Source organism: Paenibacillus sp. JT31N11, assembly GCF_056269285.1.
The window spans coordinates 700,936-718,344 of the sequence record NZ_JBWDNQ010000003.1 but is presented as its reverse complement, the minus strand read 5'-3'; the positions used below and the strand labels follow the sequence as shown (position 1 = coordinate 718,344).

At 54.6% G+C, this 17,409-nt stretch carries 8 protein-coding genes; all 8 read right to left on the bottom strand.

Translation table 11 applies throughout. The features are described 5' to 3' along the window. Positions 1-151: 151 nt before the first annotated feature. Entirely contained in the window at positions 152-6,361 is a 6,210-nt protein-coding gene (locus AC0YNV_RS15820) for a DNRLRE domain-containing protein (RefSeq protein ID WP_475768894.1), read from the bottom strand. A gap of 28 nt (positions 6,362-6,389) precedes the next feature. Beyond that, positions 6,390-7,643 carry an extracellular solute-binding protein gene (locus AC0YNV_RS15815; RefSeq protein WP_475768893.1) on the bottom strand — a complete coding sequence of 418 codons (1,254 nt, stop codon included), beginning with the start codon at positions 7,641-7,643 and terminating at the stop codon, positions 6,390-6,392. A gap of 36 nt (positions 7,644-7,679) precedes the next feature. Continuing rightward, a complete protein-coding gene (locus AC0YNV_RS15810; protein WP_475768892.1) occupies positions 7,680-9,362 on the bottom strand; it encodes an ABC transporter permease in 1,683 nt (560 codons plus the stop codon). Further along, positions 9,355-10,446 carry an ABC transporter ATP-binding protein gene (locus AC0YNV_RS15805; protein WP_475768891.1) on the bottom strand — a complete coding sequence of 364 codons (1,092 nt, stop codon included), beginning with the start codon at positions 10,444-10,446 and terminating at the stop codon, positions 9,355-9,357. Before AC0YNV_RS15805 ends, AC0YNV_RS15810 begins: the two co-directional genes overlap by 8 nt. A gap of 90 nt (positions 10,447-10,536) precedes the next feature. Then, a complete protein-coding gene (locus tag AC0YNV_RS15800) occupies positions 10,537-11,697 on the bottom strand; it encodes an ABC transporter substrate-binding protein (RefSeq protein WP_475768890.1) in 1,161 nt (386 codons plus the stop codon). Positions 11,698-11,785: 88 nt separating this feature from the next. Next, positions 11,786-13,357, bottom strand: a complete 1,572-nt coding sequence (locus AC0YNV_RS15795; RefSeq protein WP_475768889.1) for a response regulator transcription factor — start codon at positions 13,355-13,357, stop codon at positions 11,786-11,788. Beyond that, positions 13,335-15,134 carry a cache domain-containing sensor histidine kinase gene (locus tag AC0YNV_RS15790; protein ID WP_475768888.1) on the bottom strand — a complete coding sequence of 600 codons (1,800 nt, stop codon included), beginning with the start codon at positions 15,132-15,134 and terminating at the stop codon, positions 13,335-13,337. The genes AC0YNV_RS15795 and AC0YNV_RS15790 overlap by 23 nt, the downstream gene beginning before the upstream one ends. A 442-nt stretch (positions 15,135-15,576) precedes the next feature. Next, entirely contained in the window at positions 15,577-17,175 is a 1,599-nt protein-coding gene (locus tag AC0YNV_RS15785) for an amidase (protein WP_379114002.1), read from the bottom strand. Between the last annotated feature and the right edge of the window lie 234 nt (positions 17,176-17,409).

Below are 17,409 nucleotides of genomic sequence, written 5' to 3'. Positions count from 1 at the left end.
AATGGCTGCCGCCGTCCTTTAGCGCAGCAAGTTTCTTCCCTTAGACCTTATAGGCATGTACAGGAGTGAAACTTATACCTTGCTATAAGGTAAAAAAAACAACCCTCCTGCCGGCCAAAGCCGCTCTGGAGGGTTGTTTCTATTATCTTGGCTATTTCTTGTCAATCATGCGCATCAGCACGCTGACGGCTTCGGCTCTTGTCGCCGTGTCGCCAGGATTGAAGCTGCCGTTATATCCGGTAATGACGCCAAGCTCGACGGCCTTCCCGATATAGGGCTTGGACCACTGGGGAATATCCGATTCGTCCGCGAACGAAGCAGCTCCCGTGCTGTCTCCGCTCTCCTGATAGGCCCTCATAAGCATGACCGTCATCTCGGTACGGTTGATGATCTGGTTCGGGCGAATAGTGCCGTCGGTGTATCCGGTCAGAATACCCGCCGTCACTGCCGCATTCAGACTCGCTTTCGCCCATGCGGGAACATCGTCATTATCCGTAAAGCCCGGACTTCCGGAAGCATCGCCCAGACCAAGCGCGCGTACGAGCATGGCGGCAAACTGCGCCCGGGTTACCTGTTCATCCGGTCTCATGCTTCCATCGTCGTAGCCTGTCAATATACCTTTGTCTACAGCAGCCTTCATCGCCTGCTCCGCCCAATGATTACGCAGATCCGGCCATACTGTGCCCGTATCAGCCGGTTTCTCCGGCACGGAAGGCCCATCTGCCGGGGCTTCGGCTTTCACCAGATGCACCGCGAATTTGCCCAATTCGGCAGCGGCTACCGAGATAACCCCTTCATGCGCTTCACCGCCGAGTTCGATCCACTTCTTCTTCGCCTCGTCATAACGGAATACCGAGGCTCTGCCTTCATCCGCATGAGTGCCGTCATAAGCGAAGGTCAGTGTCAGCGGCTTGAGCAATTTTTGCGCGGTATCCTTCTTGATCAGGTAAACCGGACTCAGCGCAGGGAATGGAGCACGGTTCGTTTCGCTTGCCAGCTTCTCCAGCGTCACCTTCGTCCCCGCATTTTCCGCTGGAATGTCTACTGACAGCTCATCCGCCAGTTTTACTGTAGTCGAGCCCGGTTGAGCAGCGGGCTGGTACGGAAAATAACCTGAACCCGGGTTCGTATCGGGATCTGTATCCGGATCCGTATCTGGATCCGTACCCGGGTTTGTACCGGGATTGCCGGCAGCCTTGCGGTTCACGGCGATCGTGTAGGTTCTGCTTTCCTGAACGTTCGCAGCTTCCACCCGTATTCCGATAATATTGGCTCCCTGACTTAATTCGACCGGTTCGCTCGGTTGACCGCTTGGGACAACCTTGGCAGGAGCGCTGCCGGAACTGATGGAGATCACCGCACCCGGATCGAACGCATAAGGAGTGAAGCTAACCGCTCCCGTCTCGTTCTCAACGTTGACGGCATATTGAAATCCGTCCGCCGAGAATACAGGGGACAAGCTTCCGCCGGAAATTTCCAATGCGCTCAGACCGAATTTCTTGACGATATGAATTGTATAGGTCGTAGATGCCAGCCCATCCTCGGAAACAGTGCGGATGATCAGATCCATTCCGTTCTGGACCGCGAACAATCGGCTTGGCATTCCGCTTGCCACGGCGACGGCTTCTCCGTCTCCCGCCTGGACGGTAATCTTCGTGTGAAGATCAGGCGATACTGGCGTAACGCTTATTTGACCGGCTTCATTCGGAATTAATGCCGTATAGTCGACCTGCTCTGCCGAGAAAGCCGGGTCCAGCTGCCCGGAGGACAAGGTCAGTCCCGAAAGCTGCGAGCTCGTGCCTTGAGCCCGTACTGTCACAACGGCAGAAGCCGCATTTCCATTGACATTGACCGCCTTAATGCTGGCCGTTCCCGCGCTTACGGCGGTTACTTGTCCTGTCTGATCCACCGTCGCCACCGCTTCATTGTCCGACGACCAGATCACGGTCTTGTCGATGGCATTGGTCGGCTTCACGATGGCTGAGAGCATGCCGGGAGCTCCGCCAACTACGAGATCAAGCGCGGGCTGATTCAGCTCGATACCGTCAGCCGGCATTTTGTACACAATGCGCAGATAAGGCCTCAGCTCCGCATCGCTGTACTCTGAGGAACGGAACTGCATGGCTCCAACCATGCTGCCTTCGGGAGCCGTATAGTCCTTCGACTTGAGCAGGATGCCGTTGTTGCCGGCCGGATTCGCGATCCAATCGTTCACCAGTGCCGTAATCGGCAGGGAATACCATTGATTGAGCGTGGAGACGACAGTTTGCGCAGCGGCAGAGCCGTTGTCGTACATATTCGTGCCCTGTGTAATAAAATTGTTCCATGTCACTTCATTGCCGCTTGCCGGTGAGCCGTCGTTCGTGCCGGGCGCTCCTCCTGCTCCCTCAACCCATGGAGCGGTTGCCGGATGCACGTAAAGGGTTTTTGGATCTGTGACCGAGGATCCCGTACGCGTGCCGTAATAGTACAGATTCAAGGTTGCTTCCGTGACGATCGCGCCCGCTGGAACGGGCAAATTATCAAAACGGACAAGTCCGTATTTGCGGTCGGCCACGTTCTGATTATAGTAGCCTACCTCATATTTGTCCTGCGCGCCGAGGTTGTAATTAAAGTATTGGTTCCCTTGGCCCCCGACCCCTTCGGACAGCTGGGTATCGGCCGTTCCCGCATAGCCCGCATAGCCTTCCTGAACGATAATAGCGGGCTTGGCGATAGTGATTTCATAAGTTTGCTTCAACAAGCCGTCTTTCGATGTTACGGCAATTTCAATCCGGTTATCTCCTGCAGCCAATGGAAGCGGCGCGCTCGGCGTCCCGCTTGTCACCTCTGCGGGTTCGCTTCCGTTGATCGCCACTGTAATCTTCGCCAGCTCATCCTCAGCGGACGGCGTGATGGTTATTTCATTGACTTTGTCCGGAACAGCCGCGGTGTAGCGGAGCACGGAAGGCTGGAATGACTCCGCCAGTTCACCTTGACTGAAGGACAAGCCGCCGAGATTCGCACTGTTGACTGAACTTTCCACCGTAATGTCGGCCGTTGCGGTATGTCCGCCATCCGCCGTCGTCACGGTAATATGCGCGATGCCCTTGCTGATGGCCGTTACGGTTCCGTCCGCCGCGACACGTGCTACCGCTTCGTTATCCGAGGACCAGATCACATTGCGGTTGAATGCCGTCTCCGGCAGGACATGAGCCGCGAGCGTCTGCTGCTCTCCCGCCAGCATGGCGAGCGACGCAGATGAAAGCTCAACCGACAGTGCGGGAATAACGTAGGTAATCGTCAGCTTCGGATGCCAGCTCTGCCACGCATTCTCCGAGGAGGCAAAATATTTTACCGGCTGCTCCGGAGCCGTGTCGCTGCCTTTGAGCAGCAGGCCGTTATTGCTGGTTCTGTCGCTCAGCCAGCCGGCGGCCAGCTTGCTCACATCGAAAGAATACCATTCCAGATCGGTCGTTCCTACAACCTTGGAAGCGACAGCCGCCGAATCAAACGCAGGCTTGTTGTTCCAATTGACGCCCGGCGCGTTTGCGGTGCCGTTTTCTCCCGTTCCGCTTCCTTCCTCCCATGGCGCGTTCACCTTATGAACGGAGATCGTTTTGTCCTTCGGACCGTCTCCATTGCGCAAAAGGAACATATCCAGGCTCGCCCCGGTCACGACGGCATGCTCGGGAATCGGGGACAAATCGAACTTCAGCAGCGCTTCTTTTCCATCATCCGCGCTGGTCGAATTGTAATCGACGACAAGCTCGCCGTGGCTGCCCGTATTGGAACCGGCCGCAGACGGCCGTTTAATGATATGCGCATCCGTTGTGCCGCTGTAGCCGTCCAGTCCCTGCTGCAGGGTAATGGTATTCGTAGTAACCGGCGGCTGCGTTCCTCCGCCAAGCTTGCCATCCAAATATTTCAGCAGCAGCGCGGTCGTGTCCGTCTGAATCATGTCGACTCCGCGTCCGATCAGCCACGGGAAGCCGGCGTTCGGATCGCTTAGAAAGGCATAGTCGCCATGCCGGCCGACCATACCGGGAACCGAGAAGATCGTATTGACCCAGATTCGGGCCCCCTTGTCGTGCGTGCTCTTCAGGAAATCCGGATCCATGATCGGATGATTATCATTGTCGAAGCTGACCTCGAATGCATGGGTCCTGAAAGGTGTCGTTTCGGGATTTAAAAAATCGTTTACTGTGCTTTGCTCGGAAGTAAGCTGCATAAACAGCGGCTCGGTTGCGGAGCCTTCGAACTGTTTCATAAAGGCAGCCGTCGAAGATTTCGAACCGCTTGTTTTGTAAAGCGCATGGTCCGTCGTATCCGTACGCTCCAGAATATCCCACATGATGTCCCAGTTGGCATTTTTAATATCCAGATTGACCATGATGTTGCCCTTGGCGAGCGTCATCGCTTCCTCCAGCGTCGGCACTTGCTCGCAGGGGCTGGCTACGACGCCCTTGCTGTCCTTCAGGCAAAGCTGTTTGATCTGTGCCAGCGACAAATTACTCACGCTGCCGGTCCCGTTTGTCGTACGATTGACGCTGTCGTCGTGCATCAGCACCGGAACGCCGTCGCTCGTCGTCCGGACGTCCAATTCCACCATGTCCACGCCTTCGTTGATGGATTCCAGGAATGAATTCAGCCCGTTCTCCGGCTTGCCATTCAGCCAGTTGCCCCGGTGGGCGACAACGAGCACGCGGCCATACGGATTGAGAAATTGGCGGATGACCTCGTCTGCGCGGCCTCCTGTCAGACGCGGTCTTACCGCAATATGATATTCATGCATTGTTTCGGCAGGCTCGCCGGCCTGAACGGACTGCACCCGCACCGTAATGTCGGCGCTGGCATCAGTCAGCACGACCGGCTTGCTGGCTGTGCCGCTGGCTACAACCTGAGAGCTCCCGCCGCCGGACTCAATCGTAATAACAGCATCCGCTTCCGCCGCTACCGGCGTAATCGTAATATGACGCGCATTGAGCGGAACCTCCGCTTCATAGTCGAAAACCTTCGGCAGGAAGCCCGGATCAAGGTTCGCTCCTTTCAACGTCAATCCCGACAATATGCCGCGCGTATCAATAGCCTCCACGGATACATTCACCTCGGCCGAATACATATGGACACCGTCGGAAACTTCCGCCCGGATGACCGTGTCTCCGTCTCCGACCGGCGTGACCAGCCCGTCAGAATCAACTGTTGCGACGCTCTCGTCATCGGACAGCCATTGCAGCCCGGTTGTCTCCGCATTCAGCGGCCGGATAAAGGAAGCCACTTTCACCGGTACCTGACCGACTGTAAGCGCAAGCGCAGCGGTATCGAGCTTGATCCCCTGCAGCGGCAGCGTATAGTTTACTGCCAGCTTTGGTCTGATCGTTGCATTGCTGTTTTGTGCGGAAGCAAAGTCTTTTGTCGACGGAATGGTCGTCGCGTCGCTCGTGCTGTCCTCCGCCTTCAGCAGCATTCCATAATTTATTTTGCCGCCGTCCTTCCATTCTTTCAACAAATCGGTTATTTCCCATTCATACCACGTATTGTTCACCGACGCGACAAGCTGGGAATCCAGAGCTTCCGTGGCGTAAGCCGGCATGGTATCCCATATGACGCCGGCCGATCCGTCTGTGCCGTCGAAGCCTGTTCCCGTGCCTTCGTCCCAATTGCCCAAAGCCTCATAAAGGAACAGCGTCTTGTCAAATCTGGCGTCGGTCCGTCCGCGGGTACCCGCTAGATTCAATTCCAGCTTCGCCTCCGTGATGTCGGCATCCGCCGGCAGTGAAGAAAAATCGAACTGGAACAGGCCAAACTTCCTGTCGGCCATTAACGGGTCGTAATTCCCGACTTCCACCATATTGTGCTGGCCCGTATTCTTGGCCTTATGTTTTCCTTCGCTGAGGTGGACATCCTTCTGACCGCTGTAGCCGCCCACGCCTTGCTGAAGGACAACTGCGGATTTATTAACGGTAATCTTATAAGTCCGGCTTGATTCGCCGTCTGCCGACGTGACCTTGACGGCAATCCCGTTCGCGCCGATTTCCAGATTCAGCGGTGCGCTCGCCGAGCCGCTCGCTACAGGAGCGAAAGCCTCGCCGTTCATCGATACCGCTATTGCCGCCCCGGCATCCGCCGCAGTCGGAGTGACTGCAACCTGACCGTTCGCATCCGGCACATTTGCGGTGTAGTCGGCGGTCTCCGAATCAAATACCGGCGACAGCATGCCGTCGCTCAGCGACAGTCCCGTCAGCAGGGCATCGGCGCTCCCTTCATCGAACGCGGCGCTGACAGACTGTGGTATGGCTGTAATAAGTAAAGACCCTAACAACAAGGCAGAGAGACTGCCGCTGAATAAACGGTTCAATACCCTGCGTAAGCTTGTTCTCATTATCGATTGCCTCCCGTGTGATACTTGTTTAATGAACACTGCCGGACATATAAGCCTGACTCAGGCAGGAGAAGCAGATCTCCTCCGTACTCTCGAGCTCTTCCTGAATCGTTGTCAGGGAGTCCCGCCTTGATTGGCTTAAAGCTGTATAATCATCCACAATCAGATTCCCTTCGGAGATGCCGAGTATCGCTTGTTCGCGCCCGGACAATCCACCCTTCTGCTTCAGCAGCCCGGCGACTGTGCCCCGCAGCACCGGAATTTTTGCCGTTTCGTTCAGGAGCCGCTTCTGAATATCAGGCTCCAGCAGATAACTGACAATCTGCCGTACAATATGTTCCGTATCCGGATTTGACTTCAGCATGACGAATCCGCTCACCTGCGCCGGTGTGGGGCTGCTTCCCTGGATTTGCGGAAAAGGAAGCACGCCGAAGCCAAATGTGCCGCCGATGTACTGCTCAAGCATCGTCCTGCTGTCGGAGGGGGCGAGCAGCATGCCGGCCGTTCCGTCGATGAAGTCGCTTAACGCCATATGATGCTTAAGCGGCGGCATCAGCCTGTAGCTGTATACCAGATCATGCCATAAACGAAAGGCATGGCCCACCGCATCTGCGGACCCGCTTCCGCCGGAATCAACCGCGCTGCGCAAATACCAGGGAGAATCCTGGTCCGCTACAAGTCCCCAAATATCCGTCACACCGTCGTCATCCACATCCCGTGTCATTTTGAGGCCCATTTTGACCATCTCGTCCCACGTCAGGGATTTGACTCCGGAGGAGATGCCCGAGAATCCGAGCAGATTCTCGTTATAGTACAGCAGAGGGACCACCGCCCCGTAAGGCATGGCCCATAGCTGCCCGCCCACCTCGAAGGCTCCCCTGAAGCCGGGATCAATCGCCCCCTTCTCGTCCTTGGACAGTTGATCGTCAAAGGCAGCCAGCTCTCCCGTTGCGGCAAGCCCCGCAATGCCCGAAGAGCTGCTGATCTCCGCCATATGGGGGGGCATATGCGCGGAGATCGCGGCGAGCAGCTCCTCATGCAGCTGTTCCTCCGAGCGAAATACGCGCACTTCGATATTGATCCCGGGATGACGGCTTTGAAACTCAGTCAGCAGCGCTCCGACGGGCCTGCTGTAAATCCAGGCGGTCAGCGATACGCTCGTCTGCATTTCATATTGAAGCGGACGGCTGCGGTTCTGGACCTGCAGCCCCCACAGGACGGAGGCACATATGACAAGGCAGACGATGATGACAATCATATTCCGCTGCTTTCCAAGCCTCATGTTCAACCGTCCCCTTCTTGGCAAACCTCTGTCTGGCTATAATGTAAATTTGCTTCCCTTCGACAGCCGGTTGAAAATAATCAGTGAAATGACCGTGCATCCCGAAAGAATAGCAGCCAAAGCCGCGCCGGTGCCGAAGTTGGAGCTGATGACCTCGCTGTAAATGCTGACCGATATCGTTGCCGTTCCTCCGTGATAAAGCACGATCGTCGTACTCAGCTCATTAATGACGGCGACCCAGCTGATAATCGCCCCTGACAGCACCCCGGGCATCATCAGCCGCGCCGTTGTGCGGAAGAAGGTCTTCATCGGAGGAACGCCGAGGCTGATCGACGCCTCCTCTACGCTTTTATCCAGCTGCTGCAGAATACCGACGCTGGAACGGATGGTATAGGAGATTTTCCGCGCCACATAAGCGATGACGAGAATGATCCAGGTACCCGTCAATATTAGCGGCGGCTTGTTGAAGACGATAATGAGGCTGATGCCAAGCACCGTCCCCGGGATGATGTAGGGAATCATGATCAGCCCGTCCAGAAACGCCGTGATGCGCGACGGTCTTCTGACCAGCACATAAGAAACGAGAACGCCGAACACGACAATAACCAGCATGGCCGCAAGCGAGAAAGTGAACGTATTGCGGACCGCCTGCTGCACTTTATAGCCGATATCGATATAGCTGTCCAGACTGAAGCCCCTGTGAAACACCGGACCCCGCCTCTCCAGGAATGAAGTGAAGAGGACGGTTGCCTGCGGCAGAATGGAGATGCAGACCGGAATAAAAGCGACTGCCGTCCACAGATTGCGCTGCGCCGGCCTGAGGGGCTTGACCTGCGGCGTTCTCATTCCGGATGTGGCGTAATTTTTGCGCGATGCCAGATGCCGCTGAATGAACAGCGCAGCTGTCGAGCAGCCGATCATAATGGCGCTGATGGTGCTGGCCATGGACAGATTGCCGCCCATCTCGTTGACGAACTGCTCGTACGCCATGATCGGCAGTACTTTGAAGCCCTGTCCAAGCAGCATTGGCGTACCGAAATCGGCGAACGATTCCATGAACACCAGCAGCGTTCCGGCAGAGAGGGTGGGCAGCAGCAGCGGCAGAGTGACGGTCCATATTCTTCTTGCCGCCGGCATCCCCAGACTGTCGGCCGCTTCCTCCACAGACGAATCCGCCGTCCGCAGCGCTCCGGATACGTACAAGTAAATTTGCGGGTAAAACTGCAACGCGAACACGAACACAATGCCCTTCCAGCCATAAATCGAATCGAATGGAATTCCGATGCTGTGCAGCATTCTGGTAATGACGCCATTGCTCCCCAGCAGAATAATCCAGGAATAAGCTCCGATAAACGGCGGCGACATAAAGGAAAGAATGATGAGTATAGGCAATAGACCCTTGAAGCGTATCTGGAACCGCGCCGCCAGATAGGCCAGCGGAGCTCCGATCAGAACGGCAGCCAGCGTCGCCAGCAGCGATACCTTGAAGCTGTTGAATAATGCCGAATAGTAATATTTCAGCCTCACAAAATCCCAGTAGTTCGCGAGGGTAAGGCGTCCTTCCTGGTCATAAAAGCTGCTGAGCAGCAGCGAAATCAACGGATAAACGATGAAAAAAAGCAGAAAGGCAAATGCGGCGACCGTCACGACCGTCCACACATCCCACTTCCATCTCCGCCGCCATGGCCGCTTCGATCGGCCGGCTGTTCCATCATGCAAAATACAGAACCTCCTCGCCCTTGCCGTCGAACATGACCGCGCGGTCAAGCTGCAGATCGACAAATACGCGCTGCTGCCGCTTGAGAATCATGCCCTGCTCGGTCAGCTGCTGCTCGATCTCGAAGCGCTCGCCATAATCGGATCTGACCACATAATGGCTTTTGCCGCCCAGGAAGGTCGCCTGCTCTACCACGGCCGGCAGCTGCATGCTGTGCCTCATGGTCTGCTCGATGCGGATTTTCTCCGGCCGGATGGAGAACAGCACCTTGCCCTGGTAAGCCCGCTTCAGCTTCAGGCTCATAGAACCGTTGTTCAGCGAAATAACAGCCTGCCCGGTTTCCTTGTTGAATCCCTGCACATCCGCTTCCATGAAATTGGAAGTCCCGATAAAATGGGCCACATTCCGGTTGGCGGGCGTCTCATAAATTTCCGCAGGGCTGCCGATCTGCTGAATGACGCCGCCATGCATGACGGCTATCCGGTCCGATACGGCTAGCGCCTCTTCCTGATCGTGGGTTACATACACCGTTGTAATGTTCAGCTTCTTTTGCAGCTCGCGGATATCCGCCCTCATCTTGATTCGGAGCTTGGCGTCCAGATTGGACAGCGGCTCATCCATCAGGAGAAGCTGCGGCTCAATGACAACCGCACGCGCCAGGGCGACCCGCTGCTGCTGTCCGCCGCTCATGGCCGAGGGAGAACGGTCGCGCAAATGCTGAAGCTCAACCATCCTCAGCGCCTCCATGACCCTGCTTTCGATTTCTGCCTTCTTCACTTTGCGGGCCTTCAGCCCGTAGGCGACATTGTCGAATACGGACATATGGGGGAAAATCGCGTAATTTTGAAACACCATGCCGATATTCCGCTGATGCGTCGGCACTTCGTTCATGAGGCGCGTCCCGAAGTAGACATTGCCCTGATCCTGCCGGTGAAAGCCGGCAATAATGCGGAGCAGCGTTGTTTTCCCGCAGCCGCTGGGACCAAGAAGCGTGAAAAACTCCCCGTCCTTGATGGTAAAATCGGCCTTGTCTACAGCCGCCGCCTGTCCAAAAGCTTTGGTAACCTGTTGAAACTTTACTTCCATCTTGCGCCTCCTCGCGTTCTACCGGGCCAGAAGCGGCAAGCAGGCAAACTGCAAATCCTGCCTGCCTTGCCGCCTGTCTGCCGGCAGCTTCTACTCCTGCCCCGTAACAACGCGAGTGAATCGTTCACCGATTGCGGTCTTGTTGGCGGTTACCCAATCATAATCGTAATCGACAGTCTTGATGCTGCCGATTTCCGGAAGGCCGGATTTTGGCGCGACATCGTTCCGGACCGAACGGCGCAGGAATTCATCCTGCAGCAGATTCTGAACATCGATGCCGGAAGCAAAATCGATGAAAGCCTGCGCATTTGCCTGGTTTTTGGCGCCTTTGATCACAGCCATGCCGTCAGGCGTTACAACTGTTCCTTCGGACGGATAGACGATGCCCACCGGTGCGCCGCCTTCCACGTAACGCAGAGCCGCTTCCTCCAGCGTAATGCCAACCGCAAATTCCTTGCTGGCTACACCCTCATAAACAAGTCCCGAGCCCGAAAGCAGCTTTCCATCCAGATTGGCAACGAATTTCTTCACGAAATCCCAGCCCTTCTCGTCGTCTTTGCCATAGGCCGTAAGCATGGTGGCCAATTGTGTAAACGAGGAGCTTGATTTGCCCGGATCGGCGAACGCGATTTTGCCTTTCCACTTCTCATTCAGCAGATCATTCCAGCTTTTGGGAGCGTCCGTCTCGGAGACCAGATCCTTGTTGTACATAATGACCATCGGGAGCAGCGTGAATGGCGTATAGAGACTGCCGGTATCCAGATACCCGGGATTCAGATTCGCTTTTTCCTTGGTCTCGTAAGGCTCCAGATAATCACCGTACGCTCGGAGCGAAGCAATGTCGCCTCCGAACATAACGTCGCCCAGCGGATTGTCTTTCTCCGCTTCAACCCGCTTGAGCAGCTCTCCGGTTCCGCCGGCGATCAGCTCGACCTGCACGCCCGTACGCTCTTGAAATTCCTTGACGATCGGATTATTGATATCCGCATTGTTAGGTGAATAAATAACGACCTTGCCGCTGAGCTTGGTTGCAGTGCCCGCATCTCCGGCTCCATCAGCCGAAGTCGTTTCTGCCGTCGAAGCGGTGCTTGCCGCATTGCCCGCATCCGCTGCCGTATTGTTCGCATTCGCCGTTCCTGCGTTATTCGCATTCGCTGTGCCTGCGTTGTCCGTTCCTGAATTTTCGCCGCATGCCGTCAGCATGACAACAAGGACCACCATCAATAAACTGAGTACTTTTAAACGTTTCATTTTCTGCCTCCTGCGTTTTTGTAGGTACTTTCCCACTATAGAGCCGCAGGGTCCTTCCAACAACGCGGTAGAATTTCATTTATGTTCGTTATTTTTCCTTGTTGTTTTTAAGCTTTTCGAGCTTCCTGCGGAAGCTTTTTTGCGTCATCCCCGTCGTTTTCTTGAAGAGCTGGCTGAAATAGCGCGTCTCCTGATAACCGACCATTAAGGCAATTTCGCCGATTCTCACCTCCGGATCCAGCAGTAATTCCTTCGCTTTGTTAATGCGCAGCTCGGTTATATAGTCCATGAAGCTTTTGCCGGCCTGCTTTTTGAACAGCTTGCTGAATTTGCTCTCGCTCATATGCAGGCTTGCGGCCAAATCATACATCATCAGCTCTTCTGTAAAATGGTCGTGAATATAATCCAGCACAGTGTCAATCTCACTCCTGGAAGGCGATTTGCTTTCCAGATACCGGGTCCGCACCTCTCTTGCCATGCTCTCCAGCCAATCGAGCATGAGCTCGCTGGAACGCAGCTCGTTTATCTTTTCCAGTACGCCCTTCAGCTCCGGCAGTCCGCCTGTCTCGTGGAAATGCAAGGTCAACAGATTGTAAACGCCAAATACAAGCTGCACGCGAAACTGCTTGGGATCGGCTTCTTTTCCGCCGGAGCGCCACAGCAGAGCTTTGTACAGCGCCTGCAGCGCTTCCTTCAGCTTGTCCTCCGATCCCCACTTGATCGCTTCGACGACTTCCGATTCATCCCATACTTCCGAGGATACGGCATCATTCGATAAGTTCTCGTAGCTGATGACGGTCGGCGATTTCAAAAATACGTGATGGAGCCTGGAGATGCAGGCCTCGTCATAGGCTTTGCCAAGTGCAAGCAGACCATGGTGGACGCGGCTGAGGCTGATCGTGGGTCCGCCATGCCAGCCGGATTCCCGCTGCGGAATCCCCTCCCGCCACCTTGAGCCTCCCACCTCGCTCAAGAGAACCGCGTAAACGCCGCTGTTCATGGGGATGGGGTCGGTCAGCGCACAGCTCCTGAAGTACGCGGCGGCGCCGGACTCCCAGCCCGGCTCCTTGAGCGCATCCGCATCGCCGCCTCCAAAATCGACGACGGCGACTCTGAAGGCTTCGAACGGCTCCAGAAAACCTTCCAACGCTTCGTACAGCAGCTGCATATCCTGCATGCTTGCCGTATCCGTAAGGAGATGCTGGAGCACCTTTTCCATCACGAAGGGCTGGCTTGTCCGCTGATGCTTCTCCAGAATTTTCGTATAGTCCATCTGCTGCCTGCGGAGCGTGATCATGCGGGTCGCTTCTCCGAAGGTTTTGCGGAGCTCATGGGGATCAGACGGCTTCAGCAGAATATCGAAAGCGCCCAGCTTCACCGCCTGCTGGGCATAGGAGAAGTCGTCGAAGCCTGTCAAAAAAATCGTCGTAATCTCTGAATCCCTGCGGGAGATGGTCTGAACAAGCTCCAGCCCGTCCATCCCCGGCATGCGGATGTCGGACAGCAGTATATCCGGAGACAGCTCATCGATAAGCTTCAATGCATCGATGCCGTTATCCGCCTCTCCCACGATCTCGCACTGCATTTCATGCCAGGCAATCGTTGTTTTCAGCCCTTCCCTTACCAGCCATTCATCGTCAATAATCATGACCTTGAACATAGTCTTCACCCGCTTGTTTAATTTGAGGAAACTCGATCGTTACCGTCGTTCCGATACCCGGCTTACTGACGATATGAAGCGAAGCGCTGTCGCCGAATTGCAGCTCCATTCTTCTGCGCAGATTTTCCAGCCCGATGCCCGTGCCCGCCTTCGCCGTGCCCATCTCATGTTTGTCCGGCACGAAGCCGGCCCCGTCGTCGCTGACGGTGAACCGGACCTTGTCGCCAGCGGCCTGCCCGGTAAAGCACAGCGTTCCTTTGCCGTTCTTCCGTTCGAGGCCATGCACAATCGCATTCTCCACAACCGGCTGAATGAGCAGCTTCAATGTATAAAAGGAGAGGATTTCGTCTTCCATCTCGATTTCCATCGTGATTTTTTCCCTGAACCGCATCTTCTGGATCGCCAAATAATGCTGGATCTGCTTCATGTCCTCGCTGATCAGAATGATTTGATTGCCCTTGGAAATGCTGTAGCGCAGCAGCTCGCCAAGGGAAATGACCGTCCGCGATATTTCATCGACATGGTGAATGCGGGCCATCCAATTAATGGAGTCCAGCGTATTGTACAGAAAATGGGGATTGATCTGCGCCTGAATCGCCTTCAGCTCCGCCTCGCGCAGCTTCAGCAGCTTCTCGTAATTTTCATTGATCAAATATTGAATCTCCTGCAGCATGCGGTTGAAGCTCTGGCCCAGCTGGCCGACCTCGTCCTTGTATTTGGAGGAAAAGGATACGCCAAGATCGCCCTTCTCCGCCTGCTTCATCAGCGAGCGCAGCTTGCGCAAGGGGGTGGTGATGCTGCTGGAGACGATATAAGCAAAGCCGAACGCTGCGATAATTCCGACAAGCATGACGCCGATCGTCAGCTTCCGGATGCTCTGGCTTTCCTTGATCATTTCCTTGACGGGCATGACGCTGACCAGCTTAAAGCCGGTCGCCTCGGAAGTGTCGTAAATGATCATTTCCCTGTTCCCGGCATCGTCCCGGGACTCAAAATATCCCTTCGTCCCGGCCAGCACATTCGGCAGAAAATCGGCCTGCAGCTTCGTTCCGATCTGATGCTTGGGCAGACTGGACATGACATTGCCGAAACGGTCCAGCAGAAAAATCTGGCCGTCGGGCACAAGATGCGCTCTCGCATATTTGTCCACCAGCGCCGATTCCATAATATCGATGACGAGATAGCCCAAATCCTCGTTTGTTTCTATATTTTTGAGGACGCGCCCGGTTGCCACCGCCGTGCCGAAATCATAGAGCTTCTTCAGCGTATAGTGGGTGTCCCATACGGCGTTGCCGCCCGCAAGCCGGGCTTTGCGGAACAATCCCCAATTGGAATCGATGTTGTCGTATTGCTTGGGCAGCACATCGCCGGTAAAAAACCGCTCCCCATTGTTGCCCAATATATAAATTTCGATATCCCATTTCTTAAAGCCGACGAACGACTCCAGAATGGCCGAAATCTTCTGTTCATCCGCATAGCGCTCGCTGATCGTACGGTCCGCGCTGCCTGAAGAAAGAACCTCCTGAACGTCCTCGTTGCTGTAAATGTACATCGACAGCTGCTCAATATCGCTGATGAAATAATTCATGCTGTATGTAATCTGGGAGAGACTTTCCAGCACCGTTTGGTACACCTTCTCCTGAACCGTATAGGAAGAATGATTATACGACAGGATGCCCAGCACGCTGAGCGGCGCGATCGCAATGATCATAAACAAAATGATCAGCTTGTTTCTGAAATCCATACTCCCGATCAAGGCCATGAATTGATTTTTCATGATGCGGTTCCCTCCTCGCTGCGGCCGAGAGTAATGCTGCTTTCAGCAAGCTATCTTCTATTCCCCCATCCCCCTTCGCATGTTCAATGTACCTGTATACAATGTTCATATGGTTATGGCAATGTAAAAAAAATTGTTAAAAAAATATAAAGGGCAAAAAAAGCCTGATGAAGCGCTCTTACTGGGCCGGGCTGGCCTAAGCCAGGCGCTGCTGGACCCGCACAAAACAAAAAACCTTGCGCCGCGCGCAAGGTTCTTGAAGTTTATTGCAAGATTTGAAGACTGGTATGAAAGATTTCTCTTCTATAATATCGCTTGAACCTGATCCATCCGATCATCTATGATCTGTCTTCATTAATAATAACGAGCCGCAGCCCCACTCTATCCATCCATTCTTGACTGCGCCCGTCATTCACAGCAATGGGCGCTGCCTGTCTCTTTTTTATTTCCCAAGCAGCACCGGCGCTACACGGTATTTGGTAGACTGCTCATAGTCATAGGCCATGCCCAGCAGGCTGGCTTCGCTCCACATTTTGCCGATGAAGGCGACAGCAAACGGGGAACCGCTCTTGTAATAGCCGCCTGGCACCGTCACGAGAGGAATCCCGGCTATATTAATTTCGGAAACAGTGGTTGCGCCAATATTATCCTTGCTGTCAAGAAGAGGCGTCTCTTTAAACATTTGAGGATAAACCAGAGCGTCGAGATCGTAGAAATCCATTACATCATTAATGATTTGAAGGTATTTGGTACGGATTTTCACGAAATTGGACAAATCGGCCACGGAATTCGGATCGGGCATATCCTCCTTGTACCGGTCGAAGATGGACGGTTTTTGACCGGTTTTATCCATCAGCTCCTGTACCGAATTGATTTCGGCGCTTGGCCCGAGCCGCTCCAGATAATCTTCCATATCGTAGATAACGGATTCAATGCCCACCGATCCGGAAGCTTTGACGAATTCGGCAAATTCCGTCCCTGCGAATGGATCCGGAATTACCGTAGCGCCCTGCTTCTCAAGCTCTGATACGGCACGGTCATACAGCTCCTGGGTTTCCGGCGTCAGCTCCTGATCCCGCCAGCCTTTCCCGTACAGGCCGATCCGCTTGCCCTTCAGCGCCAGCTGATTAAGCTGCGAGGTGTAGCCGTTGCGCGGCATATTGCCGATCGAAGCAACGGTCTTCGGATCTTCATGGCTGTAGCCTGCAATAACGTCAAGCATCGCCGCCGCATCATGAACGGTTCTGGCATGCGTGCCGATGACGTCCCGCGTGCTTCCTCCAAGCGGTACCACACCCGCATTCGGCACCAGTCCAAAGGTCGGCTTGATTCCCACCAACGCCTGGGCAGCCGCAGGATTCTGAATGGAACCGCCCGTTTCCTCCGCGATGCCGAGCACGGCAAAGTTCCCCGAGACCGCCATTGCCGTTCCGCTGCTGCTCGCACCGGGAACCAGCTTGCGGTCTACCGCATTATAGGTATCTCCGTCCCAGCTCGACGTAGCGCGTGTGCCGGAATTGCTGAACGTCGGGATATTGGTTCTTCCCAGAATGATCGCTCCCGCTTCCTTCAGCCTTGCCACCACCGGGGCATCCGTCTCGGGAATCAGCTGAATGCCGCCTTTCTCCTTGCTTAGCGGCGCCCATCCCATCGTGGAGGGGAATCCGGCCATATCCACCGCTTCCTTGATTACAATCGGAACGCCGGCCAGGCTTCCCAGCGTTTCTCCTGCAGCCCGGCGGCGGTCGACTTCCCGGGCCTCCTCCAATGCCTTTGTATTCATTGTCGTAAAAGCATTATAATTCGGCTCGTACGTTTGAATGCGGTCCAGATACGCCTGCACGACCTTCTCAGCCGTATAGTCGCCATTGGCATAACCTGCCTGAAGCTCCTGCAGGGTTATTTCCTCAAATTGAAATTCGTCGGCAGCCGAAGCTGCAGGGGTATAGGGAAGTAAAGCTGCTACCAATAAAAATAAGAGAGCGACGGATACGGATCGTTTCAACGCAAAAAAACGATAAGGGGTTCTCATTGCTGTCATACACCTCTCCCAATCTGCAAATTTTGATTTTCACAGCGAAATAAGACAGTTTTCAAGACGATTTCATCCAGTCTTCCTGAGATAGCCACCTCCGTCCTACAACCCATTACGCAGTTCTTATGTATACGTTTTGTATCTATCATTCTAGTATCCCATAATTTTCATGTCAATATATATAACTCAATAAGTCAATAATATTTAATTTTCTCTTGATATTGAATGGATCCTTCGAAA

Bases quoted from the DNA above. Each gene is read 5' to 3' on its own strand.
- AC0YNV_RS15820 (WP_475768894.1), bottom strand. From the start codon at position 6,361: ATGAGAACAAGCTTACGCAGGGTATTGAACCGTTTATTCAGCGGCAGT.
- AC0YNV_RS15815 (WP_475768893.1), bottom strand. From the start codon at position 7,643: ATGAGGCTTGGAAAGCAGCGGAATATGATTGTCATCATCGTCTGCCTT.
- AC0YNV_RS15805 (WP_475768891.1), bottom strand. From the start codon at position 10,446: ATGGAAGTAAAGTTTCAACAGGTTACCAAAGCTTTTGGACAGGCGGCG.
- AC0YNV_RS15800 (WP_475768890.1), bottom strand. From the start codon at position 11,697: ATGAAACGTTTAAAAGTACTCAGTTTATTGATGGTGGTCCTTGTTGTC.
- AC0YNV_RS15795 (WP_475768889.1), bottom strand. From the start codon at position 13,357: ATGTTCAAGGTCATGATTATTGACGATGAATGGCTGGTAAGGGAAGGG.
- AC0YNV_RS15790 (WP_475768888.1), bottom strand. From the start codon at position 15,134: ATGAAAAATCAATTCATGGCCTTGATCGGGAGTATGGATTTCAGAAAC.
- AC0YNV_RS15785 (WP_379114002.1), bottom strand. From the start codon at position 17,175: ATGACAGCAATGAGAACCCCTTATCGTTTTTTTGCGTTGAAACGATCC.